The following is a 25362-nucleotide window of genomic DNA, read 5'->3' as shown; positions in this document are numbered from 1 at the left end:
TGTGTGCTCCCTCGTGGGGTGACGGCTGCTGCGGGCCTCGGCCCGCTACTCGTGCTGGCTGGCCTCGGCGGCGGCGCGACCGTACCAGAGCGTGCCCTCGCCGTAGCGGCGGGAGCGCAGCACCTCGAAGCCCTCGGGCCAGCCGAACTCGCCGCCACGGGTGCTGCGCTCCACGGTGACGAGTGCGTCCTCCGCGAGCCAGCCCCCGGCCAGGAGTGTGATCAGCATCTCGCGCAGCTCGTCGTCGGTGACGGCGTACGGCGGGTCGAGAAAGACCAGGTCGTACGGGGTCTCCGGGGGCGGTCCGGCGATCACCTTCTCGGCCTTGGCCGCCTTGAGCTCCGCGCCGGGCAGGCCGATCGTGCGGACGTTCTCGCGGATCACCCGGGCCGCCTGGCCGTCCGCCTCGACCAGCAGGACGTGCTCGGCGCCGCGGGACAGCGCCTCCAGGCCGACCGCGCCCGATCCGCCGAACAGGTCGAGCATCCGGGACCCGTGCAGCGTGGTGCCGCGCAGCGCCTCCAGGGTGGAGAACATCGCCTCACGGGCCTTGTCGGAGGTCGGGCGGGTGCCCCGGCCTGGCGGTACGGCCAGCCGACGGCCGCCGGCCGCCCCGGCGATCACGCGGGTCATGGTGGTGGGAGGTCCTTTCGTCGCTGCCCGACCACGCTACCCGCCCCGGACCGAAGGGCCCCACCGACGGATCGGCGGGGCCCGCGGGTGTCACGGCTCAGCTCGGTGGCGGCTCAGCTCGCCTCGGAGCCCGCCGACTGGGCCGGGATCGCGGCGCCGAGCAGGGCCGGCGAAGCGTACCGGGACCAGGACAGGCAGCCGTCGGGCGGGCAGAACTCGGGGCGGCGCGGGTCGTGCCCGAGCTCGCGCAGCTTGGTGCGGACGGAGTCGGGCGTACGGCCGAATCGGGCGGCGATCCGGGCGACGGTCTCGCCGTCGTGGAACCGCCGGACCAGCTCCTCCTCGTGCTGCGGCACCCAGGGGGCGCCGTGGCCGGGGTACAGCTCGCGCAGCACGTCGCGGTCGGGGATGGGCTCGGAGACGTCGGCGACGATCGCCAGCGCCCGCAGCGCGCGGTTGAGCGCGATCCGCAGCGAGGCGACGTCCTCGACCGGCAGGCGGAGCTTGCCCGAGGCGAGCGGCGTGGCGGCCGCCCCCTCGCGCCAGCCGGTCAGGGTGAGGGTGACCTCGCGGTCGTCGTCGCTGGCGAGTTCGATCCGGAAGACCTTGTCGCCCAGCGGGAGCTCGTTGAGATGACGGAATGCCATGGCAGGACCCCCAAGTGTCGTGCCAGGTACGCACCTTGAGGGTGCGTCCTGAACTCCTTCATTCTCTCGCGGGGGTCTGACAATCGGCCCTGCCCGGACGGCCGTTCAGCCCTTCTCCGCTCAGCCCTTCTCCATGTAGGCCGCCCGGTCCTCGTCGAGCAGGCTCTCCAGCGCGGTGCGCAGGTCCGGGTGGGCGGCCAGCTCCGGGTCCTCGGCGACCAGCCGGGTGGCCTCGGCCCTGGCGGTGACGATGACCTCCTCGTCCTCCAGCACCGAGAGCACCTTGAGCGAGGACTTCACCCCGGACTGCGCCTGGCCCAACACGTCGCCCTCGCGGCGCTGTTCGAGGTCGATCCGGGACAGCTCGAAGCCGTCCAGCGTGCCGGCCACCGCGTCCAGCCGGGCCCGGGCGGCGCTGGCCGCGGGCATGTCGGTGACCAGCAGGCACAGGCCCGCCGCGCTGCCGCGGCCGACCCGGCCGCGCAGCTGGTGCAGCTGGGAGACGCCGAAGCGGTCGGCGTCCATGATGACCATCGCGGTGGAGTTGGGGACGTTGACGCCGACCTCGATCACGGTGGTGGCGACCAGCACGTCCACCTCGCCGGCCGCGAACCGGCGCATCACCTCGTCCTTGGCCTCCGGCGCCAGCCGGCCGTGCAGGATCTCCACCCGCAGGCCGCTCAGCGGGCCCTTGACCAGCATCTCGGCGGTCTCCACCACCGAGAGCGGGGGTCGCCGTTCGTCGCTCCCGGCGCCGAGGTCGGCGACGTCCTCCAGGTCCTCCTCGCTCGCCCTGCGCTTCTTCTTCGGCTCGGCGGCAGGCTCCTCGTCCCCGATCCGGGGGCAGACCACGTACGCCTGGTGGCCCTTGCCGACCTCCTCGCGAACCCGTTCCCAGGCCCGGGTCAGGAAGTTGGGCTTCTCCACCGCCGGGACGACGTGGGTGGAGATCGGCGAACGGCCGGCCGGCAGCTGGTCCAGGACGGACGTCTCCAAGTCCCCGAAGACGGTCATCGCGACGGTGCGCGGGATCGGGGTGGCGGTCATCACCAGCAGGTGCGGCGGCTGCTCGCCCTTGGCGCGCAGCGCGTCCCGCTGCTCGACGCCGAAGCGGTGCTGCTCGTCGACCACGACCAGGCCGAGGTCCTGGAACTGGACCCTGTCCTCGATCAGCGCGTGGGTGCCGATGGCGATGCCGGCGTCCCCGCAGGCCATGTCGAGCAGCGCCTGGCGGCGGGCCGGGACGCCCATCGAACCGGTGAGGAGCACCACCCGGGTGCCGAGGTCGGAGCCGCCGAGCATTCCGCCCTCGGCCAGATCGCCCATCATCTCGACGATCGAGCGGTGGTGCTGCTGGGCGAGCACCTCGGTGGGCGCGAGCAGGACGGCCTGGCCGCCCGCGTCGACCACGGCGAGCATGGCGCGCAGCGCCACCAGGGTCTTGCCGGAGCCGACTTCGCCCTGGAGCAGCCGGTGCATCGGGTGCTCGCTCGCCAGGTCGGCGGCGATCTCGGCGGACACCTTCTGCTGGCCCTCGGTGAGGGTGAACGGCAGCCGCGCGTCGAAGGCGTCCAGCAGGCCGCCCGCACGGGCCTTGCGCGGGACGGCGGGCAGCGCGGACTCGGCGGCCCGGCGCTGGGCGAGGGCGACCTGGAGGACGAAGGCCTCGTCCCAGCGCAGCCGGCTCTGGGCGCGCTCCCGGTCGGCGTGGCTGCGGGGGCGGTGGATCAACTCCAGGGCCTCGGGCAGCGGGATCAGGTCGTGCCGCTCGCGCAGTTCGGCGGGCAGCGGTTCGCCGACGTCGCCCAGGTGCTTGGTGAGGGCGGTCTCGATGCAGATCGACAGCTTCCAGCTGGGCATCTGGGCGCTGGCGCCGTAGACCGGGATGAGCCGGCCGGCGAACTGCTGGGCGGCGTCCGAGCCTGCGTCCTCGTCGAGCAGCTGGTAGTCGGGCGAGACCAGCTGGCGGGTGCGGTTGAAGACGCCGACCTTGCCCGCGAACAGGCCCTGGGCGCCGGCCTTGAGCTCCTTCTGCCGCCAGCCCTGGTTGAAGAAGACCAGCGAGAGCCGGCTGCGGCCGTCGGTGACGACGACCTCCAGCCGGTCGCCCTTGCGGCCGCGGAACGGGATCAGGGTGACCTTCTCGATCCGGGCCAGCACGGTGACGTGCTCGTCGATCTCCAGCTCGTCCAGGCTGGTGAGCTGGCCGCGCTCGACGTAGCGCCGCGGGTAGTGGTGCAGCAGGTCCCCGACCGTGCGCAGCTTGAGGCTGTCGGCGAGCACCTTCGCGGTGCGGTCGCCGACGAGCTTGGTCAGTGGTTCATCGAGAGCGCCCATCAGGCCCCTGTTTACACCACGGGACCGACAAACCGGGCCGTACTCCGCCCGTCACGCCGCACCCGCGCACTCCACGCCCGTCACTCCACGCCCGTCACTCCACGCCGATGAGCAGCGGAGCGGACTCCCGGCCGCCGTGGAAGACCACCGCGTCGACCTCGGGCCGCCGGTGCCGCGCGTGCGCGACCAGGTGGTCGGCGAGCGCGTCGTCGGCGCCGCCGCCGAGGATCAGGGTGACGAGTTCGCCGCCCGCGCCGAGCATCCGGTCCAGCACGCTCGCCCCGACCTCGGCCAGCCCGGTCCCGATCACCGCGACGTCCCCGTCGATCAGGCCGAGCACGTCCCCGGCCTGGCAGACCCCGGCCATCGTCCAGGACTCCCCCTCGGCGACGGCGAGTTCGGCGTACCGGGTGGCGCCGGCGGCGGAGGTCATGGCGACCACGTCCTCGTCGAAGCGGCGCCCGGTCTCGTGCACGGCGAGCGCCGCGAGCCCCTGCACCGGCGAGCGGGTGGGCAGGACGGCGATCCGTACGCCCTCCTCGCGGAGCTGGTCGGCGGCGGCCCCGGCGGCGGCGCGCAGTTCGGGGTCATTGAGCAGCAGGACGACCTCGCGGGCGGCCGACCGGCGGACGGCGGCGGCGAGTTCGGCGCTGGCCGGTGCCCGGTCCGGGTCGGCCCGGAGCACCACGGCGCCAGCCTGCTCGCAGAGTTCGGCGAGGCCCTCGCCGCACACCACGGAGAGCACCGCGCGGGCCCGCTCCTCGCGTTCGCCGCGCTCGGCGGCGGTGCCGGCCCGGGCGGCGGCCTCGGCGAAGTGGGTGATCCGGATCTGGTGCGGCCGCCCGGCCTCGACCCCGGCCTCGACGGCGGCGCCCGCGTCGTCCACGTGGACGTGCACGTTCCACAGGCCGTCGCCGCCGCCGATCACGAGCGAGTCGCCGAGGGCGCCGAGCCGCTCGCGCAGCACGGGCAGGGCCTCGTCGGGCGCGTCCAGCAGGTAGATGACCTCGAAGGCGGGGTGGCCGGGGCCGGGCGGGCGGACGTGCACCCCGCAGCTCTCGACGGCCTGGACGTCCCCGCGCAGCGCGACCGGGCCCATCGGCTGGTGCCCGGCGACGGCGTCGGCCAGCGCGCCCAGGACGGCCACCAGGCCGCGTCCGCCGGCGTCGACGACCCCGTTCTCGGCGAGCACGGCGAGCTGTTCCGGGGTGTGCCGCAGCGCGTCGCGGGCGGCCCGGTAAGCGGTGTCGGCGACCTGCGCGAGCCCGTCCCCGGTCCGGACGGCCTCCCGGGCGGCGACCCGGGCGACGGTCAGCAGCGTGCCCTCGACGGGCTCGGCGACGGCCTGGTACGCGGAGTCCGCGGCCCGCTGCAGGGCGGCCCGCAACTGCTCGGCGCCGCCGCCCTCGGACAGCGTCTCGGCGGTGCCGCGCAGCCACTGGGCGAGGATCACCCCGGAGTTGCCGCGGGCGCCGACCAGCGCGCCCCGGGCCATCGCGCGGACCGCGTCGGCCAGGCCGGGCGCCGGGTCGGCGGAGGGGTCGGCGAAGCGGCTCTCGACCTCGGCGGCGGCGGACTCGACGGTCAGGTAGAGGTTGGTGCCGGTGTCGCCGTCCGGGACGGGATAGACGTTGAGCGCGTCGATCTCCTCACGCGCCTGGCCGAGCGCGCGCAGGGCGAGCTGGCACCAGGTGCGCACGGCCGGGGCGTCGAGCGTGTGCAGCACCAGGTCTCCTCCGGATGGGACGCCGCGATGGCCTGAGGGGCAGCGGCACATTCAGGCCAGCGGCGAGGGGTGATACCGGCAGGTTATCGGGGGCCGGGGAGGGCCGCCGGGACCGGCGACCGGAGCGATCACTCGGCCGGTCATGGTAGTTTCGTCGAACCGGAGCAAGCGTTGTATGCTCTTCCGGTTGCCTGGAACAATCCGGGCTCACCCTTTGGTCCGCTCCGGTTCACGCGAGTGCTCCGGTGGCCCTTCGGGTTTTCGAACGTAAATGATCTGAAGTCTTGGAGTGACTCCTGTGGCTGCCAACTGCGACGTCTGCGGCAAGGGGCCGGGCTTCGGCAACAGCATCTCCCACTCGCACCGCCGTACCCCCCGTCGTTGGAACCCCAACATTCAGACGGTGCGCGCTGTGATTGGGCGGACGCCGAAGCGGCTCAACGTCTGCACCTCGTGCATCAAGGCCGGTAAGGTCTCGCGCTGACGCGCAGACCGGCATGCCGGTCCTCCAGTGAAGCCGGTCCATCCTCGGATGGACCGGCTTCACTGTTTTCCAGGACTCACCTTCAGGGACTCGCCTTCCGGCACTCACCGCCGGTGGGCGGGCCCGCGGACCCGCCCACCGTCCGGGTCAGCGCCAGCGCCAGGCGTGGTCGACCGGGCCGATCCCGGCGCCGAGCGCGAAGCCGCCCGCGATCGCGCCGGTGATGTACTCCTTGGCCGAGCCGACCGCCTCCGGCAACGACTCGCCCTTGGCCAGCCCGGCCGCGATCGAGCTGGCCAGGGTGCAGCCGGTGCCGTGGGTGTGCCGGTTGTCGTAGCGCGGCGCCCGGTACCAGTACTCCTCGCCCGGCCCGCCGTAGAGCAGGTCGGCGGCCTCGCCCTCCAGGTGCCCGCCCTTGACCAGCACCCAGCGCGGCCCGAGGTCGAGCAGCGCCTTGGCGGCGTCCAGCATCTGCCCCTCGCCCTCGACGGTACGGCCGGTGAGCTGGGTCACCTCGTGCAGGTTGGGCGTGGCGAGGGTGGCGACCGGCAGCAGCTTCTCGCGGACGGTGGCGACCGCCTCGGCGGCGAGCAGCGCGTCCCCGTGCTTGGAGACGCCGACCGGGTCGACGACCACCGGGGCGTCCAGCCCGGTCAGCAGCTCGGAGACGGTCTCGACGAGTTCGATCGAGGCGAGCATCCCGGTCTTCACGGCCTGCACGCCGATGTCGTCCACCACGCTGCGGAACTGCGCCCGGACGGCTTCGGCGGGCAGTTCCCAGTAGCCCTGGACGCCGAGCGAGTTCTGCGCGGTGACGGCGGTGATCACGCTCATGCCGTGGACGCCGAGGGCGAGCATCGCCTTGAGGTCGGCCTGGATGCCGGCGCCGCCGCCGGAGTCGGAGCCCGCGATCGTGAGCACGCGAGGGGGAGCAGTCGAAACCATGAGGTCAACCTACCTCCGGCGGTTCAGAGCACGGCTTCCGATTCCGCCCACCGGTCCTCCGGCACGGTCTTGAGCCGGGTCACCGCGTCCGCGACCGGCACCAGCTCGATGTCGGTGCCGCGCAGCGCGGTGAAGTGCCCGAACGCGCCATTGTGGACGGCCTCCACCGCGTGCCAGCCGAACCGGGTGGCGAGCACCCGGTCCCGGGCGGTCGGGGTGCCGCCGCGCTGGGTGTGGCCGAGGATGACCGGGCGGGCCTCCTTGCCGAGCAGGTTCTCCAGCTCGTGGGCCAGCCGGTTGCCGATCCCGCCGAAGGTCTGGTGCCCGAACTGGTCGACGTCGCCGTGGTCGAAGCGCATCGTGCCGGGCAGTGGGGCGGCGCCCTCGGCGACGGCGATGATGGCGAACTTCTTGCCGCGCGAGAAGCGGTCCTCGACCATCCGGGCCACCGCCTCGATGTCGAAGGGCTTCTCCGGGATCAGGATGCCGTGCGCGCCGCCGGCCATGCCCGCGGTGAGGGTGATCCAGCCGGTGTGACGGCCCATCAACTCGACCACCATGACGCGCTGGTGGGACTCGGCGGTGGTCTTCAGCCGGTCGATCGCCTCGGTCGCGACGTGCACCGCGGTGTCGAAGCCGAAGGTGACGTCGGTCGCGGCGATGTCGTTGTCGATCGTCTTCGGGACCCCGACCACCGGCAGCCCGGCGTCGCTGAAGAGCTTGGCGGCGGTCAGCGTGCCCTCGCCGCCGATCGCGATCAGCGCGTCGATGCCGATGGCCCGGGCCAGCGCGTCCGCGTTCTGCACCGCCCAGACGATCCGCTCGCGCTGCACCCGGGCCGAGCCGAGGATGGTGCCGCCGAGGGTGAGCAGTCCGGTGACGTCGTCGTGCGAGACCGGGCGGGTGCGGCCCTCGATCAGGCCGAGGAAGCCGTCCTTGATGCCGATGATCTCGTCGCCGTGCACATCGGTGCCCCGGTGCACCACGGAGCGGATGACCGCGTTGAGGCCGGGGCAGTCGCCGCCGCTGGTCAGAACACCGATGCGCATGGTTGGTGTGTTCTCCCGCTCGCAGTCGTTCGGACCACCCGCGCCGGAGGGCGGGCGGGCTCGGTTCTTCGCAAGCCTACGCAAAACCTCCCCGCGAAGCCCGTCCGCCGCACACGCGGAGCGTCACGCGGCGTACCGGCGTCCGGGCCTCATCCGCCGTACCCCGTAGGCCACTCGGCGAAGCAAGTCACCCTCCACGTAGGTCACTCGGCGAAGTGGTCCCAGCCGCCGACCCGGTCCCACGGCGCACCGTCGACCGTCACCCGGCCGCTGCGGGTGCCCCGCGGGCGGCCGGTCACCTCGCCCACCACCCGCCAGCGGGCCGGGAGTTGGACCCCGCGCGGGAAGGTCGCCACGATCGCGTGGTCCTCGCCGCCGGACAGCACCCAGACCAACGGGTCCACCCCGACCGCCTGTCCGATGTCGGCCATCTGCGCCGGGACGTCGAAGTCGGCGGCCTTCAGGTCGATGTCCACGTCGCTGGCCCGGGCCACGTGGCCGAGGTCGGCGACCAGCCCGTCGCTCACGTCGATCATCGAGGTGGCGCCCAACTCGGCTGCGGCCGGGCCCGCGTGGTACGGCGGCTCGGGTCGGCGGTGCGCCTCGACGAAGGCGCGCGGCGAACGGAACCCGCGCTGCAGGACCGTCAGTCCGGCGGCCGACCAGCCGAGCCAGCCGGTCACCGCGACCACGTCGCCCACCTGCGCGCCGGCGCGCGTCACGGCCGCGCGCCCCTGCAAGTCCCCGAGCGCCGTGATGGCCAGCGTGACGGTGTCGCCGCGCACCACGTCACCGCCGACCACGGTCGCGCCGGCCACCTGGCACTCGTCGCGCAGCCCGTCCATCAGCTCGGTGGCCCAGGTGGTGGGCAGGTCGGCGGGGGCGACCAGGCCGAGCAGTATCGCGGTCGGCACCGCGCCCATCGCGGCCACGTCCGCGAGGTTCTGGGCGGCGGCCTTGCGGCCGACGTCGTAGGCGGTGGACCAGTCGCGGCGGAAGTGCCGGTTCTCGATCAGGATGTCCGTGGTGGCCACCACCCGGCCGTCCGGCGCCTTCACCACCGCGGCGTCGTCACCCGGGCCGAGGTCGACCGCGTCGGTGAGCGGTACCCGGGCGGTCAGCTCCCTGATGAGACCGAACTCGCCGAGCTCGCCCACGGTCCCCTGCATCTGCCGTCCTCTCGCGTTTTCATCAGAACTCGTGCCGTATCACGCTCCCCCGCGCGCAGCGTACGCCCTCCCGGGGTGCAGGGGTCTCCCCTCCCCGGCCCCCTGCGCGGTAGCGTGGTGATCAGACTGCCGGTGAGCCCGCTCCCCACCCTCGACGCCTGACCGGGCGATCACGGCGGCATCCCCCGTAACCGGCCGCCGGGAGGTCCCCGTGGTACAGGCATACATCCTGATCCAGACCGAGGTCGGCAAGGCCACCGCCGTGGCCGAGTCGATCTCCAAGATCCCCGGTGTGCTCACTGCCGAGGACGTCACCGGCCCGTACGACGTGATCGTCCGGGCCGAGGCCGACACCGTGGACGACCTCGGCCGCCTGGTCGTGGCCAAGGTCCAGCAGGTCGAGGGCATCACCCGCACCCTCACCTGTCCGGTGGTCCATCTGTAGGCCCCGGCTACCATCGGCGGGTGGTCAGAGAACTCCGCGTCCCCCGAGTGCTGGCAGCGCTGCCCGCCCCGATCCGCTGGCTCGCCCTGCCGGTCGCGCTGACCTGCACCGTCGTGGCGCTGCTGGGCAGCTGGAGCTCGGCCGACCCGGGGATCGAGGTGCCGCAGCCCACCGGCAAGGCGGCCGGCTACTGCCAGAAGCTGGCCGCCGCGCTGCCGCAGGAGCTGCTCGGTCACGCCCGCAAGGACCCGTCGCCCTCCTCGCCGTACGTGGCCGCGTGGGACACCACGCCCCGTACGGTGCTGCGCTGCGGCGTCGACCGCCCGGACGAGCTGAACGGCGAGCACGCCACGGACGAGTCGCCATCGGTCGACGACGTCACGTGGTGGTCGCAGAAGCTGGACAACGGCGGCTATCGCTTCGTCACGACCATGCGCGCGGCGTACGTCGAGGTGACGTCGCCGCCCGGCGTCTACACCAACCCGCTGGACCCGGCCGCCACGCTCACCGAGGTGGTCAAGGCGAACATCCCCGGCTGACAACGACAGACGGAGAGGGCGGGCCGGGAGCTTCCCGGCCCGCCCTCGTCGTTCGCGTGCGGCTACCGCAGCCCGGTCGAGCGGCGCAGCGCCGCCCCGAGCAGCCGGTCGATCAGCTCCGGGTAGGACAGCCCGGTGGCCTCCCACATCTTCGGGTACGCCGAGATCGGGGTGAAGCCGGGCATGGTGTTGATCTCGTTGACCATCCAGGTGCCGTCCTCCAGCAGGAAGAAGTCCACCCGGGCCAGGCCCTCGCAGCCGAGCGCCTCGAACGCGGCCACCGCCTGGCGGCGGATCTCGGCGGTCTGCTCCTCGCCGAGCTTCGCCGGGATCTGCACCTCGGACGAGTCGATGTACTTGGCCTCGAAGTCGTAGAACTCGTAGCCGCCGCCGACCATGATCTCGCCCGGCACGCTGGCCCGCGGGCCGTCCTCGAACTCCAGCACGCCGCACTCGATCTCGCGGCCGGTCACCCCGGCCTCGATGATCAGCTTGGGGTCGTGCCGGCGGGCCTCCTCGATCGCGGCGTCGAGGTCGGCCAGGTCCTTGACCTTGGTGATGCCCATGCTGGAGCCGGCCCGGCACGGCTTCACGAACAGCGGCAGGCCGAGCCCGGCGGCCCGCTCGCGCACCGCGGCGCGGCCGTCCGCGGTCTCCCAGTCGCGCGGCCGCACGATGGTGTACCGGCCGACGCCCAGGCCGTGCGAGGCCAGGATCCGCTTGGTGAACTCCTTGTCCATGCCGACCGCGCTGGAGAGCACGCCGTTGCCGACGTACGGCACCCCGGACAGCTCCAGCAGGCCCTGCAGGGTGCCGTCCTCGCCCCAGGGGCCGTGCAGCAGGGGGAACACCACGTCGACCTCGCCGAGGGCCTTGGGGGTGCTTCCCGGCTCGCTCAGGACCACCTCGCGGTCGCCCGGGGCGACCGGCAGCGCGACCTGCCCGTCCACGGACTCGGCGACCGCGGAGACGTCCGGCATCCGGCCGTCCGTGATGGCCATCCGGGCCGGCTCGTCGCTGACCAGGGCCCAGCGGCCCTCGGGGGTGATCCCGATCGGCAGCACGTCGTACTTCTCGCGGTCGATCGCCTTGAGCACGCTGCCGGCGGTGACCACGGAGACGCCGTGCTCGGAGCTGCGCCCGCCGAACACCACCGCGACGCGCGGCTTCGGGGCGGACGGGTTCGGGGGAGTCTGTTCGATGCTCATATCGGGTTTGAGACTACCGTGCGACGTGTTTCCGGAAAGTTAGCCGGCCGTGTTTCCGCAAAGCCGGCCGCCCCGGGACGCGAGGTCATCGGCGTTCGGCCTTCGCCGAGCGGGACATCAGCGCCTGCAACGCCTCCTGGGTGGGCCGCCCGTTGTGCACGACGTCCACCACGGCCTCGACGATCGGCATGTCGACGCCGTTGCGCCGGGCCAGGTCGAGCACCGACTCGCAGGACTTGACGCCCTCCGCGGTCTGCCGGGTGGCCGCGATGGTCTCGGCCAGCGACATGCCCCGGCCCAGGTTCATGCCGAAGGTGTTGTTGCGCGACAGCGGCGAGGAGCAGGTGGCGACCAGGTCGCCCATCCCGGCGAGCCCGGCGAAGGTGTGCGGGTCCGCGCCGAGCACCTCGCCGAGCCGGGTGGTCTCGGCCAGCCCGCGGGTGATCAGCGTGGCCTTGGTGTTGTCACCGAGCCCCATGCCGGCGGCCATGCCGACCGCCAGGCCGATCACGTTCTTGACCGCGCCGCCGAGTTCGCAGCCGACCACGTCGGTGTTGGTGTACGGGCGGAAGTACGGCGTGTGGCAGGCCGCCTGGAGCCGCTTGGCGACCGCCTCGTCGGTGCAGGCGACGACGCTGGCGGCGGGTTGCCGATTGGCGATCTCCTTGGCCAGGTTGGGCCCGCTGACCACCGCGACCCGCTCCGGGCCGACCTTGGTCACCTCGTCGATGACCTCGCTCATCCGCTTGGCGGTGCCGAGTTCGATGCCCTTCATCAGGCTGACCAGGACGGTCTGCGGCTCGATCAGCGTCGCCCAGGCGGCCAGGTTGTCGCGCAGCGTCTGTGAGGGCACCACCAGGACCGCGAAGTCGGCGCCGGCCAGCGCCTCGGCGGCCTCGGTGGTGGCCCGGACGGAGTCCGGCAGCCGGACGCCCGGCAGGTAGTCCGGGTTCTCGTGCGTGGTGTTGATGGCGTCCACCAGCTCCTGGCGGCGGGCCCAGAGGACCACCTCGCTGCCCGCGTCGGCCAGGACCATCGCGAACGCGGTGCCCCAGGAGCCGGTCCCCATCACGGCGCATCGGGTCACTGGCCGGCCTCCTCGGCGCCGCGCGGCCCGCCCTTGGCGCGGCGGCGTTCGGCCGAGGCCGCGGCGGCCCGCTGCCGGGCGGCCCTGCGCATGTCGTAGCGCTCGGCGGGCGGCTGCTCGCCGCGGACGTCGGCCAGCACGGCGGTGATCGCGTTCATGATGTCCTCAGTGGCGTCGTTGAGCACCTGGGCGGTGAGTTCCTGCCCCTGGTACTTGCTCAGGTCCACCGCGGGCCCGGCCGCGACGACCACCTGGTGGCGCGGGAACAGGTTGAACTTGCCTTTCCCGTAACCGGGCCGGCCGTACGGCGGGATGATCTCGTGGGCGCCCCAGTGCGCGACCGGGATGACCGGCGCACCGGTCATCAGCGCGACCCGGGCGACCCCGCTCTTGCCGGTCATCGGCCACAGGTCCGGGTCCCGGGTGAGCGTGCCCTCGGGGTAGAACTGCACGCACTGGCCGTTGTTGACGGCGTCGATCGCGGCCCGGAACGCCTGCGCGGCGTCGGTCGACTCGCGGAACACAGGAATCTGACCGGTCTTGCGGAGCATGAATCCGATGAAGGGAATCGAGAACAGCGAGGACTTGCCGAGAATCCGCGGCGGACGGCCACTGTTGTACTGCCAGTGCGCGTAGATCACCGGGTCGATGATCGAATTGTGGTTCACCGCGGCAATGAAGCCACCCTCCTTCGGAAGGTGCTCCCAGCCCCGCCAGTCGGGTTTCACCAGAGCGGTCGTCACCGGCTTCACCAGCGCGGCCGCCAAGCGGTACCAGATGCCGTAGTCGGCGTTGCCGAACTTGGCGTACGAGCGGCGGGCCACCCCAGGTCCTCCTCATCCCATGCGGCACGTGGGGTGCCGCGGTCATTGCCTCCCGGTGCCGCGCACCGGCTGCCCGGTGCCCGGGTGCCGGGCGCGGAACAGTGTCGCCCGCCTGCTCACCGGCTGTCGAGCGACCGCGCCAGCACACCCGGCGGTCGTGATCAAACGCACGTCCGCACAGCTCGGACGGCCTGGCGAGGGCTCCGGGACCGGCGTCACAATGACGCCGATGACCCAGGACACCGTACGCCCCACCGGGCCCGTCGCGCCCGCCGCCGGCTGGTCGCTGGTGCTGCCGCTCAAACCGCTCGCTCTGGCCAAGAGCCGGCTGGCCCCGTACGCCGGACCGCACCGGGCGGACCTGGCGCTCTCGTTCGCGCTGGACACCGTCACGGCCGCCCTCGCGACCCCGGACGTCGCCCGCGTCCTCGTGGTCACCCGGGACGCCACAGCCGGCCCCCGGTTGGCCGCGCTGGGCGCCGTGGTGGTCGCCGACGAGCCCGGCGGCGGCCTCAACCGGGCGCTGGCGCACGGCGCGTCGGCCGCGCTGGCACTCGCCCCGCGGGCGCCGCTGGCCGCCCTCTCGGCGGACCTGCCGGCCCTGCGCCCGGCCGAACTCGCCCGGGTGCTGGGCGCGGTGCCACCGCGGGGCCGGGCCTTCCTGCCGGACTCCCCCGGCCTCGGCACCACCCTGCTCGCCTGCGCGCCCGGCAGCCCGCTCGCCCCCGCCTTCGGGGACGGCTCGCGGGCCCGGCACGCGGCCGGCGGGGCGCTCGAACTGCGCCTGGCGGACGTGGAGTCGGTGCGCCGGGACGTCGACACCGGGGCGGACCTGGGCGAGGCCCTGGCGCTCGGCGTCGGCCCGCACACCAGCGCCCTGTTCACCCGCCTCTCGCTCTCCTGACCCGCACCCCCGACCCGCCCCCGCGAGACGGCACCGGGGCCTGTCGGACCCGCTCGCTATGCTGCTGGCATGCAGGCCACCGCGTTCACCTTCGACCCCGCCACCCGGGCCGGCTCCGTGCTCCTCGACGACGGGACCCCGGTGCCGTTCGACGCGGCCGCCTTCGACGCGGGCGGCCTGCGGCTGCTGCGCCCCGGCCAGCGCGTGCGGATCCGCACCGAGGGCACCGGCGAGGCCCGCCGGGTGGTCTTCGTGACGCTGCAGACGTTCCCCGACCCCGCCGAGTCCTGACCGTTCCCCGGCCGGCGCCTTCGCGGTGTTCCGCGCCCGGTCACCGTCCGCCGCGGAATGCCGACCGAGCGCCCGGAAATCGAAAGAGCCGTGGCGACCCGGTCTCCGCAATTCGCGGAAGCGGGTACGCCACGGCTCTCTCTCGAAGGCCGTCCGAGGACTGCTGCGCGGGACTACTTGGCAGTGGTCTTGCGCGCGGTGGTCTTGCGGGTGGTGGTCTTCTTCGCCGGAGCCGTCTTCTTGGCCGTGGCGGTCGCCTTCTTCGCGGCGGTGGCCGTGGTCTTCTTGGCGGCGGCGGTGGTGGTCGCCTTCTTGGCGGCGGCGGCCGTCTTCTTGGTGGCGGCAGCCGTGGTCTTCTTGGCGGCAGCCGTGGTGGTCGCCTTCTTGGCGGCGGCGGTCGCCTTCTTCGCGGCGGCGGCCGTGGTCTTCTTGGCGGCAGCCGTGGTGACCGTCTTCTTGGCGGCGGCCTTCTTGGCCGCGGCCGGAGCGGCGGCAGCGGCGGTGGCGGCACGCTTGGTGGCGGCGCGCTTGGCGGCCGGGGTGGCGGCCACACCGGCCTTGCCCGGGGTGAGGGAGCCCTTGGGGGCCTTCTTCACCGAGGGGCCTTCCTTCGGCAGCTTCTTGCTGCCGCTGACCAGGTCCTTGAAGCCCTGGCCCGGACGGAAGCGGGGCACCGAGGTCTTCTTGACCTTGACCTTCTCGCCGGTCTGCGGGTTGCGGGCGAAGCGCGCGGAGCGCTCCACCTTCTCGAAGGTGCCGAAACCGGTGACCGAAACCCGGTCACCGGCCACAACGGCACGGACCATGGTGTCGAGCACTGCGTCGACGGCCTCTGCGGCAGCCTTGCGACCGCCCAGCTGCTCGGCCACCGCTTCGACAAGCTGAGCCTTGTTCACGTCTTCCCCTTCGGAAACGGGCGCCGGATGATTCCATCCGTTCTTTTCGCACGTTAGGTATGTATCTGCGGACTTTCAATTACCAAACGCGCGAATCACCCTAGTGTCGCAATGGATTTGCGCGTCGGCGACCTCAGTCGAGGGGCGGGTGCCCCTCGTCGAGGTCATGTACAAAGCGACTCAACCGCCTTGCCGCCCCCGGAAGATCGCGCTTGGCGGTCTCGGTGACGATGAGGAGTTGACGGGTGAGAGCGGTCTTTGCATCCGTAGACACGTTCAGCGCATGCACACGGTCGTGAGCTTGCTTCAACCGCTCGGCCACAAGCGCGTAGAGCGCTGCGACTTCCGGGTCGTCCGGCCCCTCAGCAGGTGCGGGGGCGACGTCCGGCCGCTCGTCAATTCGGCGTTCGGATCCCCGGCCCGTGGACTCCGGTGCCGCGGGTTCGCCGCCCGCGTACGGAGGTTCATGGTGCCGGTGCATGCACTGATTGTGCCATCTACCCGCAGTTGTGCATGCCCGGGGCCCTCTCAGGCAAAGCCAAATGGGCAATCGGGGGCGGGCCGGAGGCCCTAACTCGTGCTCCGGAACGGCGGATGGCCCGCCCCCCCGAGGGGGAGGCGGGCCATCCGGCGGATCGTCAGAATGCTTGTTCTGAACGGATCTCAGGCAACCGGCAGAGTACGGGGCTTGAACGAGGGGCGGGTCGCCTCGAAGGCCGCGATGTCGGCCTCGTTCTGGAGCGTGATGCTGATGTCGTCCAGCCCGTTCAGCAGCCGCCAGCGGACGTTGTCGTCCAGTTCGAAGGAGGCGGCCAGGGGAGTTCCATCGAGCCCCCCGGCCCGGACCTCGCGGGCCTCCAGGTCGACCGTGATCTCGGCGGTCGGGTCACTCTCGGTGAGCGCCCAGAGCCGCTCCACGGTCTCCTGCGGCAGCACGACCGTCAGCAGGCCGTTCTTCAGCGAGTTGCCGCGGAAGATGTCGGCGAAGCGCGAGGAGATGACCGCGTGGAAGCCGTAGTTCTGCAGCGCCCAGACGGCGTGCTCGCGGGAGGAGCCGGTGCCGAACTCGGGGCCGGCCACCAGGACCGTGGCGCCCTGGCGCTCCGGCCGGTTGAGGATGAACGACTCGTCCTTGCGCCAGGCCTCGAACAGCCCGTCCTCGAAGCCGGAGCGGGTGACCTTCTTCAGCCAGTGCGCCGGGATGATCTGGTCGGTGTCGACGTTGCTGCGGCGCAGCGGGACAGCCCGGCCGGTGTGGGTGGTGAACTTCTCCATGGCTCAGGCCTCCACACTGTGCTGGATCGAAGAGAGGGCGTCGGGGGTGAGGTCGGACGGGGCCGCGAGGCGGCCCAGGACCGCGGTCGCGGCGGCGACCTGCGGGGAGACCAGGTGGGTACGGCCGCCCTTGCCCTGCCGGCCCTCGAAGTTGCGGTTCGAGGTGGAGGCGCAGCGCTCGCCGGGGGCGAGCTGGTCGGGGTTCATGCCCAGGCACATCGAGCAACCCGCGTGCCGCCATTCGGCGCCCGCCGCGGTGAACACCTTGTCCAGGCCCTCCTCCACGGCCTGCAGGGCGACGCGTACCGAGCCCGGTACGACCAGCATCCGTACGCCGTCGGCGATCCGGCGGCCCTCCAGGATGGCGGCGGCGGCCCGCAGGTCCTCGATCCGGCCGTTGGTGCAGGAGCCGACGAAGACGGCGTCGACCTTGACCTCGCGCAGCGGGGTGCCGGCTTCCAGACCCATGTACGTCAGGGCGTTCTCGGCGGCCTGGCGCTCCTGCAGGTCGGCGAAGGAGGCCGGGTCGGGCACGTTGGCGCCCAGCGGGGCGCCCTGGCCGGGGTTGGTGCCCCAGGTGACGAACGGGGTCAGCTCGTTCGCGTCGATGAAGATATCGTGGTCGAAGACCGCGTCCTCGTCGGTGCCCAGGGTCTTCCAGTACGCGACGGCGGCGTCCCAGTCCTCGCCCTTCGGGGCGTGCGGGCGGCCCTCCAGGTAGGCGAAGGTGGTCTCGTCCGGGGCGATCATGCCGGCCCGGGCGCCCGCCTCGATGGACATGTTGCAGATGGTCATCCGGGCTTCCATGGACAGGCCCCGGATCGCCGAACCGCGGTACTCCAGGACGTAGCCCTGGCCGCCGCCGGTGCCGATCCTGGCGATGACGGCCAGGATCAGGTCCTTGGCGGTGACGCCCTCGGGCAGCTCGCCCTCGACGGTGATCGCCATCGTCCTGAACGGCGCCAGCGGCAGCGTCTGGGTGGCCAGCACGTGCTCGACCTGGCTGGTGCCGATGCCGAACGCCAGCGCCCCGAAGGCGCCGTGGGTGGAGGTGTGGGAGTCGCCGCAGACCACGGTCGTGCCCGGCTGGGTCAGGCCGAGCTGCGGGCCGACCACGTGCACGACGCCCTGCTCGACGTCGCCCAGCGAGTGGATCCGGACGCCGAACTCGGCGGCGTTCCTGCGCAGCGTCTCCAGCTGGACCCTGGAGACCGGGTCGGCGATCGGCTTGTCGATGTCCAGGGTCGGGGTGTTGTGGTCCTCGGTGGCGATCGTCAGATCGGTGCGGCGGACCGGGCGGCCGGCCAGCCGCAGACCGTCGAAGGCCTGCGGGCTGGTCACCTCGTGGAGCAGGTGCAGGTCGATGAAGAGCAGATCGGGCTCGCCCTCCGCGCGCCGCACGACGTGGTCGTCCCAGACCTTCTCTGCGAGTGTCCGTCCCATCGGATTCCCTCCAGCCGGCCGCGTTGCCGGCCTTCTCGTGTCGTCGGGGTCAAAGCTTCGCCGCCCTGTGCGGAGCGCGTCGCGCGACCTGCACGCCGGATCGGTGTCCACGATGCGGACGCTCTGTTGAGGCCGCATCCTGGATGTCTCCCGGGCTGCTGCATCCAGAGTGGCGCTTTTCGCGGAAGATTGAACTTGCGTCTCGCGGAATGAGACTGCAGTCTTAGGGCATGGACAACACTAGCGGCGTCGGCGTTCTCGACAAGGCCGCTCTGGTGCTGAGCGCACTGGAGTCGGGCCCCGCCACGTTGGCGGGGCTGGTCGCCGCCACCGGTCTGGCGCGGCCCACGGCCCACCGACTCGCCGTCGCACTCGAACACCACCGTCTGGTCACCAGGGACATGCAGGGGCGCTTCATCCTCGGCCCCCGTCTCTCCGAACTCTCCGCCGCGGCGGGCGAGGACCGGCTGCTCGCCACCGCGGGCCCGGTCCTGACCCACCTGCGCGACGTCACCGGCGAGAGCGCACAGCTCTACCGCCGGCAGGGCGAGATGCGGATCTGCGTCGCCGCCGCCGAGCGGCTCTCCGGCCTGCGGGACACCGTCCCGGTCGGCAGCACCCTGCCGATGAAGGCCGGCTCGGCCGCCCAGGTCCTGCTGGCCTGGGAGGAGCCCGAGCGGCTCCACCGCGGCCTCCAGGGCGCCCGGTTCACCGCCACCGCGCTGAGCGGCGTCCGGCGGCGCGGCTGGGCCCAGTCGATCGGCGAGCGGGAGCCGGGCGTCGCGTCCGTCTCCGCGCCCGTCCGCGGCCCCTCCAACCGTGTGGTCGCCGCCGTCTCGGTCTCCGGCCCGATCGAGCGCCTGACCCGCCACCCGGGCCGGCTGCACGCCCAGGCCATCATCGAAGCCGCGAACCGGCTCACCGAGGCCCTGCGCCGCAGCTGATCGCCCCCGATCGCACCGATAAACCGAGAAGGGCCCCGCTCGACACCGAGCGGGGCCCTTCGGACATTTCCCGGGCCGGGGAAAGCGACCGGCCGGGGAAAGCAAAAAGACCCCGGAAACCGGGGCCTTTCTCTTCTGGCTGGGGTACCAGGACTCGAACCTAGACTAAATGAACCAGAATCACTCGTGCTGCCAATTACACCATACCCCAACACAAAGCAAGGGCCGATGGGCGAGCCCACCGGCTTCCTGCTCTGGTACCCCCGACCGGATTCGAACCGGCGCTACTGCCGTGAGAGGGCAGCGTGCTAGGCCGCTACACAACGGGGGCTTCCTGGCGATCCCTTGCGGGATCCGTACCCCCGACCGGATTCGAACCGGCGCTACTGCCGTGAGAGGGCAGCGTGCTAGGCCGCTACACAACGGGGGCTTTCCAGGTGATCCCTTGCGGGATCCGTACCCCCGACCGGATTCGAACCGGCGCTACTGCCGTGAGAGGGCAGCGTGCTAGGCCGCTACACAACGGGGGCTTGATCTTCACTTGTACTGCTGCACCGCATTGCTGCCGTACTGCGCTGGGGTACCAGGACTCGAACCTAGACTAACTGAACCAGAATCAGTCGTGCTGCCAATTACACCATACCCCACCAGAGTTGAACCCTTGCGAGGTCTTCTCGGGTGCTGCGCCTCTCGCTCGGTCCGGCGGGGTTTCGCTCCCCGTCCGTTCCCTCCCGGGCGGCGCAGAAAGAACATTACCCGACGTCTGCCCTGGCTCCAAAATCGATAACCCCAGGCAGCGGCCGGGCGACCGGGCGGTGACGTCCGGGTACGCCGCGGGCCCGGCACGGAGCCGGGCCCGCGGCCTGCTCAGCAGCCCGCTCAGGCGGACGGCGCGGCGTCCAGGGCGGCCCGCAGCCGGCGCAGCGTCTCGGGGCGCCCGAGCAGCTCCATCGACTCGAACAGCGGCGGCGAGACCCGGCGGCCGGTGACGGCCACCCGCAGCGGCGTGAACGCGAACTTGGGCTTGATGCCCAGCCCGTCCACCAGCGCCTCGCGCAGCGCGGCCTGGATCGGGTCCGGGGTGAAGTCCGCGAGCTCCTCCAGCGCCTTGATGCTGGCCTCCAGCACCGGGCGGGCGTCCGCGGTCAGCACCTTGGCGGCGTCGTCCGGGTCGACCGTGAAGTCGGCCGGGTCGACGAACAGGAAGCCGGCCATGTTCACGATCTCGCTCAGCACGACCATCCGCTCCTGGGTGAGCGGCGCGGCCTTGGCCAGCAGGTCCAGCTGCTCGGCGGTCGGCTCGGCCGGCAGCAGGCCGGGGGCCTGCAGGTACGGCACCAGGCGGCGGACGAAGTCCTCCGGGGCCAGCCGGCGGAGGTGCTCGGCGTTGATCGCCTCGCACTTCTTCAGGTCGAAGCGGGCCGGGTTGGAGTTCACCTTCGCGATGTCGAAGGCGGCGACCAGCTCGTCCAGGTCGAACAGGTCGCGGTCCTCGGCGAGCGACCAGCCCAGCAGCGACAGGTAGTTGAGCAGGCCCTCGCGGATGAAGCCGCGCTCGCGGTACAGGTTGAGCGAGGCCTGCGGGTCGCGCTTGGAGAGCTTCTTGTTGCCCTCGCCCATCACGTACGGCAGGTGGCCGAAGCGCGGGGTGGCGCCGCTGCCGACGCCGATCTCGGCGAGCGCCGCGTACAGGGCGATCTGCCGCGGGGTGGAGGACAGCAGGTCCTCGCCGCGCAGCACGTGGGTGATGCCCATCAGGGCGTCGTCCACCGGGTTCACCAGGGTGTACAGCGGGGCGCCGTTGGCCCGGACGATGCCGTAGTCCGGCACGTTCTCCGGCTCGAAGGTGAGCGTGCCGCGCACCAGGTCGTCGAAGCTGATGGTGCGGTCGGGCATCCGGAAGCGCAGGATCGGCTCGCGCTTCTCCAGCTTGTAGACGGCGATCTGGTCGTCCGTCAGGTCCCGGCAGTGGCCGTCGTAGCCGGAGGGCTTGCCGGCCGCGCGGGCGGCCTCGCGGCGGGCGTCCAGCTCCTCGGTGCTGCAGTAGCAGTGGTAGGCGTGGCCGGCCTCGTGCAGGCGGCGGGCGACGTCGGCGTAGATGTCCATCCGCTGCGACTGGCGGTACGGCGCGTGCGGGCCGCCGACCTCCGGGCCCTCGTCCCAGTCGAAGCCGAGCCAGCGCATGGCGTCGAGCAGCTGGTCGTACGACTCCTCGGAGTCGCGGGCCGAGTCGGTGTCCTCGATCCGGAAGACCAGCGTGCCGCCGTTGTGGCGGGCGAAGGCCCAGTTGAAGAGGGCCGTGCGGACCAGGCCCACGTGCGGGTTCCCGGTCGGGGACGGACAGAAGCGAACCCGGACGGCCGGGTCAGTGTTAGCCACGCTTGATCACCTTGTTGGTGAGAGTGCCGATGCCTTCGATGGAGACGGCGACTTCGTCGCCGACGTTGAGGGGGCCCACCCCAGCGGGTGTGCCGGTGAGGATGACGTCGCCGGGCAGCAGCGTCATGGCCTCGGAGATGTGGACGATCAGCTCGGCGACCGAGCGGATCATCAGGGAGGTGCGCCCGGTCTGCCGGAGCTCGCCGTTGACCGTGCAGGTGATCGCGACGTCGCTCGGGTCGAGGTCGGTCTCGATCCACGGGCCCAGCGGGCAGGCGGTGTCGAAGCCCTTGGCCCGGGCCCACTGGCCCTCGCGCTGCTGGACGTCGCGGGCGGTCACGTCGTTGGCGCAGGTGTAGCCGAGGATCACCTCGGGCACCCGGTCCAGCGGGACCTCGCGGCACATCCGGCCGATCACCACGGCGAGTTCGGCCTCGTGGTGAACGTCCGAGGAGAACGGCGGGTAGGCGATGCTCTCGGTCGGGCCGATCACCGCGGTGGACGGCTTGAAGAAGGTGAGCGGGGCGTCCGGGACCTCGTTGCCCAGTTCGGCCGCGTGCGCCGCGTAGTTGCGGCCGACCGCCACGATCTTGTTCGGGAGCATCGGGCTGAGCAGCCGGACGTCCTGGAGGCGGTAACTCTCGCCGGTGGGTTGCGGCTGGCCGAACGGGTGGCCGGCCAGCGCGTGGACCACCAGCGACTCCGGCTGGGCGGGGTCGCCCTCCACCACGCCGAAGGAGACGCTGCCGGCGGCAGGGCTCCCTTCCCGGACGGAAAACCTGGCAATGCGCACGGCTGGGCTACCCCTCGCTTCGTCGGCCGCCCGGGGCGCCCCCGGGCGCTGTGGGCGCCTCGCCCTCCGTGGGCGCGGCCCCGTCAATCGGCCTCCAGGCTATCGCGTGGGCCCTCGCGCGACCGCTTTACCCCTGTTCAGCGCGGTTGCGCCGGAAACGCGCCGGACAGGGGACGCGCCGGGCCGGAAACGCGCAGGCCGGTGACACGCAGGCCGGAAACGCGCGAGGGCGCCGCGACCGGTGCGGTCGCGGCGCCCTCGGCGGAACGCCGGCGGGGTCAGTCCTGCGGGACGGCGACCACCGGGGCGACCATCAGCCGGGTGCGGCGCGGGTTGGCCGTGCTGGTCGGCAGCTCGGTCGAGTAGGTGACGACGTCCTCGGACTTGCGGGCGCCGGGGATCTTGCTGAAGTCCTCGACCGAGGCCAGCGTGGTCCGGCGCGGGTTCGCCGTGGAGCGGCAGGACAGCGTGGACTTGGTGGCCTTCTTCGCCTGGGACATCGAGTCAGCACCTCTTGGTCGTGGCCGGGCGCGTCCCGACGGGAGCGGCACCGGCCTGAGTGGTTCCGAATGATTCGGAGGGATTCTGGGCAGGCTGATCGGGGCCGTGCTCCGGATGCAGCCAGGTTACGAGATCTCATTCCACAGGGACCGTGACCAAAGCTACACATTCGGCTGTGATTTTCCTCACAAATCACCACGCAAATCTCTGATATCCGACATATCGCCGCAACGGGATTTCCCGACAAAGCGCCGATTTCGGGCATTCCGGCAGGTCTGCGACTCTTTTCGATCTAGGGTCCGGTTGGCATGTATCAGGCGAGTGTCCGAAAAAGGCGGTATTCCGGTCCGGTTACCGCACAGTCAGTGAAATCGCGCACGCGGTCGGTAGTGGCGCGCGGCGAGCCCCGGCGGCCCTTGTTGGGATTCCCCGGCTGTGCTGGAATGCCACGGACCGTGGGTAGGGAGCAGTCCACCCCGGTGACCCGCTCTCCCGGACCGGCCGGGGTGCGGATGGAAACTCGACACCGTCCATGCCGTGGCGACGCGGCGGGACGCCCGGTCCAGAGGTTGCGACGCCAGTGCAGGGACGTTTCAAGAGGGGTAGCGGCGCCGCGGGGAACCCGGAGTCGCGTGAGCCTGTGGCAGCCCCCCAGCAGGCGGAGGCCTCCGGCGGCCCGGCCGAGCCGGTGACATCCGAGGCCCCCGGCCGCCCGGAGGACGACGGCCAGGACCGGAAGTCGACCCGGGACAAACTCCGGACGACCCTGACCAGGCGCCGCGCCACCGGTCTGAGCCGGCTCGCGATGCGCAACTGGCGCATCCGCACCAGGCTGATCGCGCTGCTCGCCCTCCCGGTCCTGGTCTCGCTGGTCCTCGGTGGCCTGCGCATCCAGACCTCGATGCAGAACTCGCAGCAGCTCGCCCAGATGGCCAACCTGTCCGACCTGGCCAAGAAGGCGACGGCCCTCGCGGACGCCCTGCAGACCGAGCGGGACATCAGTGCCGGCCCGATCACCGCGCGCCCGAACGACCCGCTCGACGACGACATCGTCAGCTCCCGCAAGTCCACCGACGACCTGAGCCGCAGCTTCACCGCCTCCTCGGACAAGTTCGAGAACCTCGAACTGTCCGGCGGCAAGGCGCTGCTCTTCCAGATCCGCAAGGACCTGAACTCGATCTCGGACGCGCGCAACCTGCCGTACCAGAACAACCAGAACATCCAGTCGACGATCACCGCGTACGACGTGATCATCCGCGACCTGCTGTCCATCACCCAGGACATCGCACTCGCCTCGAACAACAAGGACCTGGTCGTCTCGACCCGCGCGCTCCAGCAGTTCTCGCTGGCCAAGGACGCGACCTCGCAGCAGCGCGCCCTGATCAGCGCCGCGCTCGCCAACCCCAAGGCCCCCGACCTCAGCCTGAGCGACGAGTCCTTCGGTATCCGCCTGCGCGCCTCCTACGACAACGCGCTCACCAGCTTCAACAACATCTACACCTCGCACGACCTGGACAACCTGCGCGGCCAGCTGAGCTACAACAACGTGGTCGCCGACGCCGACCGCTACTCGCGCTCGATCCTCCAGCAGAGCGGTATCCACCAGACCGACCCGGTCACCTACAAGGACTGGTACGAGAAGGCCACCGCCAAGATCAAGGCCGAGCAGCGGATCGAGTCCAAGCTCCTGGAGAACCTCGACGGCAAGGCCCAGGACCTGCAGTCCCAGGCCGACACCGACGCCCTGATCATCGCCGGCGCCGTCGCCCTGGTGCTGCTCTTCGCCCTCGGTGGCGCCGGTCTGATCGCCCGCTCGATGGTGCGCTCGCTGACCCGCCTGCAGGCCGCGGCCGAGGACGTCGCCGAGCGGCGGCTGCCCGAGCTGGTCAAGACGCTCTCCGAGAACGACCCGCAGGACGTCGACATCGCGGTCGAACCGGTCGCCGTCGACTCCGCGGACGAGATCGGCCACGTGGCGCACGCCTTCGACATGGTGCACAGCGAGGCCGTCCGCCTCGCCGCCGAACAGGCCCTCCTCCGCGGCAACATCAACGCGATGTTCACCAACCTCTCGCGCCGCAGCCAGGGCCTTATCCAGCGCCAGCTGTCGCTCATCTCCGAGCTGGAGAGCCGCGAGGCGGACCCGGACCAGCTGGCCAACCTCTTCAAGCTGGACCACCTCGCGACCCGCATGCGCCGCAACGGCGAAAACCTCCTCGTCCTCGCCGGTGAGGACCCGGGCCGCCGCTGGACCCGTCCCGTCCCGCTGGTCGACGTGCTCCGCGCCGCCGCGTCCGAGGTGGAGCAGTACGAGCGCATCGAGCTCGCCGCGGTGCCGTCGGCCGAGGTCGCCGGCCGCGTCGTCAACGACCTCGTCCACCTGCTCGCCGAGCTGCTGGAGAACGCCACCTCGTTCTCCAGCCCGCAGACCCGCGTCCGGGTCACCGGCCACGCGCTGCCGGACGGCCGGGTGCTGGTCGAGATCCACGACACCGGTATCGGCCTCAGCCCCGACGACCTCGCCGAGATCAACGAACGCCTCGCCAACCCGCCGACGGTGGACGTCTCGGTCTCCCGCCGCATGGGCCTCTTCGTGGTCGGCCGCCTGTCCCTGCGCCACGGCATCCGGATCCAGCTGCGCCCCAGCGACTCCGGCGGCACCACCGCGCTGGTCATGCTCCCGGTGGACGTCACCAACTCCGCCGACCGCCGCGGCGCCGGCCGCCCCGGCCCGGCGCAGGCCAAGCAGCAGCGCGGGGTCGCCCCGACGCCGCGTCAGCAGCGCCAGGTGCCGGCCGGCCCGAACCGCGGCCCCGGCGGCGGCCCGGCCGCGCTCGGAGATC

24 protein-coding genes and 5 tRNA genes are annotated in these 25362 nt (G+C 72.0%); 7 read left to right on the top strand and 22 right to left on the bottom strand.

Going from position 1 to position 25362, the window contains the following annotated elements; translation table 11 throughout:
• Positions 1-45: 45 nt before the first annotated feature.
• The 4 genes from rsmD to KV557_RS35825 all read right to left on the bottom strand — a co-directional run bounded on the left by rsmD (position 46) and on the right by KV557_RS35825 (position 5394).
• The gene (gene rsmD / locus KV557_RS35840; protein ID WP_218205775.1) at positions 46-633 is read right to left on the bottom strand and encodes a 16S rRNA (guanine(966)-N(2))-methyltransferase RsmD; all 588 of its coding nucleotides are present in this window, start codon (positions 631-633) and stop codon (positions 46-48) included.
• A gap of 113 nt (positions 634-746) precedes the next feature.
• Positions 747-1280 carry a hypothetical protein gene (locus KV557_RS35835; protein WP_218205774.1) on the bottom strand — a complete coding sequence of 178 codons (534 nt, stop codon included), beginning with the start codon at positions 1278-1280 and terminating at the stop codon, positions 747-749.
• 120 nt (positions 1281-1400) lie between these two features.
• On the bottom strand, positions 1401-3617 hold the full coding sequence (gene recG, locus KV557_RS35830; protein WP_218205773.1) for an ATP-dependent DNA helicase RecG: 2217 nt from the start codon (positions 3615-3617) through the stop codon (positions 1401-1403).
• A 94-nt stretch (positions 3618-3711) separates the two neighbouring features.
• Entirely contained in the window at positions 3712-5394 is a 1683-nt protein-coding gene (locus tag KV557_RS35825; protein WP_218205772.1) for a DAK2 domain-containing protein, read from the bottom strand.
• A gap of 247 nt (positions 5395-5641) precedes the next feature.
• Here KV557_RS35825 and rpmB point away from each other — a divergent pair, with 247 nt between their 5' ends.
• Positions 5642-5827, top strand: coding sequence for a 50S ribosomal protein L28 (rpmB, locus tag KV557_RS35820; RefSeq protein ID WP_014138233.1), 186 nt, complete (start codon positions 5642-5644; stop codon positions 5825-5827).
• A gap of 147 nt (positions 5828-5974) precedes the next feature.
• On the opposite strand, the gene thiD is transcribed toward rpmB, so the two are convergent.
• The 3 genes from thiD to KV557_RS35805 all read right to left on the bottom strand — a co-directional run bounded on the left by thiD (position 5975) and on the right by KV557_RS35805 (position 8990).
• Positions 5975-6772, bottom strand: coding sequence for a bifunctional hydroxymethylpyrimidine kinase/phosphomethylpyrimidine kinase (gene thiD / locus KV557_RS35815; protein WP_218205771.1), 798 nt, complete (start codon positions 6770-6772; stop codon positions 5975-5977).
• Positions 6773-6795: 23 nt separating this feature from the next.
• Positions 6796-7821 carry a 6-phosphofructokinase gene (locus KV557_RS35810; protein WP_218205770.1) on the bottom strand — a complete coding sequence of 342 codons (1026 nt, stop codon included), beginning with the start codon at positions 7819-7821 and terminating at the stop codon, positions 6796-6798.
• Positions 7822-8024: 203 nt separating this feature from the next.
• The gene (locus KV557_RS35805; protein ID WP_218205769.1) at positions 8025-8990 is read right to left on the bottom strand and encodes a thiamine-phosphate kinase; all 966 of its coding nucleotides are present in this window, start codon (positions 8988-8990) and stop codon (positions 8025-8027) included.
• A 211-nt stretch (positions 8991-9201) separates the two neighbouring features.
• Here KV557_RS35805 and KV557_RS35800 point away from each other — a divergent pair, with 211 nt between their 5' ends.
• A complete protein-coding gene (locus KV557_RS35800) occupies positions 9202-9435 on the top strand; it encodes an Lrp/AsnC family transcriptional regulator (RefSeq protein ID WP_218205768.1) in 234 nt (77 codons plus the stop codon).
• 20 nt (positions 9436-9455) lie between these two features.
• Positions 9456-9974 carry a DUF3515 domain-containing protein gene (locus KV557_RS35795; protein ID WP_218205767.1) on the top strand — a complete coding sequence of 173 codons (519 nt, stop codon included), beginning with the start codon at positions 9456-9458 and terminating at the stop codon, positions 9972-9974.
• A gap of 62 nt (positions 9975-10036) precedes the next feature.
• Here KV557_RS35795 and KV557_RS35790 read toward each other — a convergent pair whose 3' ends face one another.
• The 3 genes from KV557_RS35790 to KV557_RS35780 form a co-directional block, all read right to left on the bottom strand.
• Positions 10037-11182, bottom strand: a complete 1146-nt coding sequence (locus tag KV557_RS35790) for a D-alanine--D-alanine ligase family protein (RefSeq protein ID WP_218205766.1) — start codon at positions 11180-11182, stop codon at positions 10037-10039.
• Between the two features lie 85 nt (positions 11183-11267).
• On the bottom strand, positions 11268-12251 hold the full coding sequence (locus KV557_RS35785; RefSeq protein WP_218205786.1) for an NAD(P)H-dependent glycerol-3-phosphate dehydrogenase: 984 nt from the start codon (positions 12249-12251) through the stop codon (positions 11268-11270).
• 14 nt (positions 12252-12265) lie between these two features.
• Positions 12266-13093: a lysophospholipid acyltransferase family protein gene (locus tag KV557_RS35780; RefSeq protein WP_218205765.1), complete on the bottom strand. Its 828-nt coding sequence runs from the start codon at positions 13091-13093 to the stop codon at positions 12266-12268.
• Between the two features lie 229 nt (positions 13094-13322).
• Here KV557_RS35780 and cofC point away from each other — a divergent pair, with 229 nt between their 5' ends.
• Together cofC and KV557_RS35770 are read left to right on the top strand one after the other, a co-directional pair.
• Positions 13323-13997, top strand: coding sequence for a 2-phospho-L-lactate guanylyltransferase (cofC, locus tag KV557_RS35775; RefSeq protein ID WP_256178445.1), 675 nt, complete (start codon positions 13323-13325; stop codon positions 13995-13997).
• A 69-nt stretch (positions 13998-14066) separates the two neighbouring features.
• Positions 14067-14288, top strand: a complete 222-nt coding sequence (locus KV557_RS35770) for a hypothetical protein (protein WP_218205763.1) — start codon at positions 14067-14069, stop codon at positions 14286-14288.
• A 173-nt stretch (positions 14289-14461) separates the two neighbouring features.
• Here KV557_RS35770 and KV557_RS35765 read toward each other — a convergent pair whose 3' ends face one another.
• The 4 genes from KV557_RS35765 to leuC all read right to left on the bottom strand — a co-directional run bounded on the left by KV557_RS35765 (position 14462) and on the right by leuC (position 17902).
• On the bottom strand, positions 14462-15184 hold the full coding sequence (locus tag KV557_RS35765; protein ID WP_218205762.1) for an HU family DNA-binding protein: 723 nt from the start codon (positions 15182-15184) through the stop codon (positions 14462-14464).
• A 133-nt stretch (positions 15185-15317) separates the two neighbouring features.
• Entirely contained in the window at positions 15318-15665 is a 348-nt protein-coding gene (locus tag KV557_RS45050; protein ID WP_256178451.1) for a hypothetical protein, read from the bottom strand.
• A gap of 182 nt (positions 15666-15847) precedes the next feature.
• Positions 15848-16459: a 3-isopropylmalate dehydratase small subunit gene (gene leuD / locus KV557_RS35755; RefSeq protein ID WP_218205761.1), complete on the bottom strand. Its 612-nt coding sequence runs from the start codon at positions 16457-16459 to the stop codon at positions 15848-15850.
• A gap of 3 nt (positions 16460-16462) precedes the next feature.
• Entirely contained in the window at positions 16463-17902 is a 1440-nt protein-coding gene (gene leuC / locus KV557_RS35750; RefSeq protein WP_218205760.1) for a 3-isopropylmalate dehydratase large subunit, read from the bottom strand.
• A 230-nt stretch (positions 17903-18132) separates the two neighbouring features.
• Here leuC and KV557_RS35745 point away from each other — a divergent pair, with 230 nt between their 5' ends.
• Entirely contained in the window at positions 18133-18846 is a 714-nt protein-coding gene (locus tag KV557_RS35745; RefSeq protein ID WP_030246527.1) for an IclR family transcriptional regulator, read from the top strand.
• A gap of 136 nt (positions 18847-18982) precedes the next feature.
• Here the strand turns inward: KV557_RS35745 and KV557_RS35740 are convergent.
• The 8 genes from KV557_RS35740 to KV557_RS35705 all read right to left on the bottom strand — a co-directional run bounded on the left by KV557_RS35740 (position 18983) and on the right by KV557_RS35705 (position 22518).
• Positions 18983-19057: transfer RNA gene (locus KV557_RS35740), tRNA-Gln, on the bottom strand.
• A 44-nt stretch (positions 19058-19101) separates the two neighbouring features.
• Positions 19102-19177, bottom strand: a tRNA-Glu gene (locus KV557_RS35735).
• A gap of 26 nt (positions 19178-19203) precedes the next feature.
• Positions 19204-19276, bottom strand: a tRNA-Glu gene (locus tag KV557_RS35730).
• A 27-nt stretch (positions 19277-19303) separates the two neighbouring features.
• Positions 19304-19376: transfer RNA gene (locus KV557_RS35725), tRNA-Glu, on the bottom strand.
• Between the two features lie 45 nt (positions 19377-19421).
• Positions 19422-19493 (bottom strand) — tRNA-Gln (locus KV557_RS35720).
• Between the two features lie 232 nt (positions 19494-19725).
• Positions 19726-21225 (bottom strand): glutamate--tRNA ligase, encoded by a 1500-nt coding sequence (gene gltX, locus KV557_RS35715; protein WP_218205759.1) that lies wholly within the window; start codon positions 21223-21225, stop codon positions 19726-19728.
• Entirely contained in the window at positions 21218-22018 is an 801-nt protein-coding gene (locus tag KV557_RS35710) for a fumarylacetoacetate hydrolase family protein (RefSeq protein WP_218205758.1), read from the bottom strand. The genes gltX and KV557_RS35710 overlap by 8 nt, the downstream gene beginning before the upstream one ends.
• A 278-nt stretch (positions 22019-22296) precedes the next feature.
• Entirely contained in the window at positions 22297-22518 is a 222-nt protein-coding gene (locus tag KV557_RS35705; RefSeq protein ID WP_218205757.1) for a hypothetical protein, read from the bottom strand.
• A gap of 641 nt (positions 22519-23159) precedes the next feature.
• On the opposite strand from KV557_RS35705, the gene KV557_RS35700 reads away from it, so the two are divergent.
• A partial coding sequence (locus KV557_RS35700; protein WP_374106715.1) for a sensor histidine kinase occupies positions 23160-25362 on the top strand: 2203 nt, incomplete at its 3' end.

This window comes from Kitasatospora aureofaciens, assembly GCF_019192735.1.
Classification (GTDB): domain Bacteria; phylum Actinomycetota; class Actinomycetes; order Streptomycetales; family Streptomycetaceae; genus Kitasatospora; species Kitasatospora aureofaciens_A.
This window is presented reverse-complemented; position numbering and strand designations above follow the sequence as displayed.

What these genes read in the sequence shown, in the direction of transcription:
- rsmD (WP_218205775.1), bottom strand. Translation starts at nt 633, where the DNA reads ATGACCCGCGTGATCGCCGGGGCGGCCGGCGGCCGTCGGCTGGCCGTA.
- KV557_RS35835 (WP_218205774.1), bottom strand. Translation starts at nt 1,280, where the DNA reads ATGGCATTCCGTCATCTCAACGAGCTCCCGCTGGGCGACAAGGTCTTC.
- recG (WP_218205773.1), bottom strand. Translation starts at nt 3,617, where the DNA reads ATGGGCGCTCTCGATGAACCACTGACCAAGCTCGTCGGCGACCGCACC.
- KV557_RS35825 (WP_218205772.1), bottom strand. Translation starts at nt 5,394, where the DNA reads ATGTGCCGCTGCCCCTCAGGCCATCGCGGCGTCCCATCCGGAGGAGAC.
- thiD (WP_218205771.1), bottom strand. Translation starts at nt 6,772, where the DNA reads ATGGTTTCGACTGCTCCCCCTCGCGTGCTCACGATCGCGGGCTCCGAC.
- KV557_RS35810 (WP_218205770.1), bottom strand. Translation starts at nt 7,821, where the DNA reads ATGCGCATCGGTGTTCTGACCAGCGGCGGCGACTGCCCCGGCCTCAAC.
- KV557_RS35805 (WP_218205769.1), bottom strand. Translation starts at nt 8,990, where the DNA reads ATGCAGGGGACCGTGGGCGAGCTCGGCGAGTTCGGTCTCATCAGGGAG.
- KV557_RS35790 (WP_218205766.1), bottom strand. Translation starts at nt 11,182, where the DNA reads ATGAGCATCGAACAGACTCCCCCGAACCCGTCCGCCCCGAAGCCGCGC.
- KV557_RS35785 (WP_218205786.1), bottom strand. Translation starts at nt 12,251, where the DNA reads ATGGGGACCGGCTCCTGGGGCACCGCGTTCGCGATGGTCCTGGCCGAC.
- cofC (WP_256178445.1), top strand. Translation starts at nt 13,323, where the DNA reads ATGACCCAGGACACCGTACGCCCCACCGGGCCCGTCGCGCCCGCCGCC.
- KV557_RS35770 (WP_218205763.1), top strand. Translation starts at nt 14,067, where the DNA reads ATGCAGGCCACCGCGTTCACCTTCGACCCCGCCACCCGGGCCGGCTCC.
- KV557_RS45050 (WP_256178451.1), bottom strand. Translation starts at nt 15,665, where the DNA reads ATGCACCGGCACCATGAACCTCCGTACGCGGGCGGCGAACCCGCGGCA.
- leuD (WP_218205761.1), bottom strand. Translation starts at nt 16,459, where the DNA reads ATGGAGAAGTTCACCACCCACACCGGCCGGGCTGTCCCGCTGCGCCGC.
- leuC (WP_218205760.1), bottom strand. Translation starts at nt 17,902, where the DNA reads ATGGGACGGACACTCGCAGAGAAGGTCTGGGACGACCACGTCGTGCGG.
- KV557_RS35745 (WP_030246527.1), top strand. Translation starts at nt 18,133, where the DNA reads ATGGACAACACTAGCGGCGTCGGCGTTCTCGACAAGGCCGCTCTGGTG.
- KV557_RS35705 (WP_218205757.1), bottom strand. Translation starts at nt 22,518, where the DNA reads ATGTCCCAGGCGAAGAAGGCCACCAAGTCCACGCTGTCCTGCCGCTCC.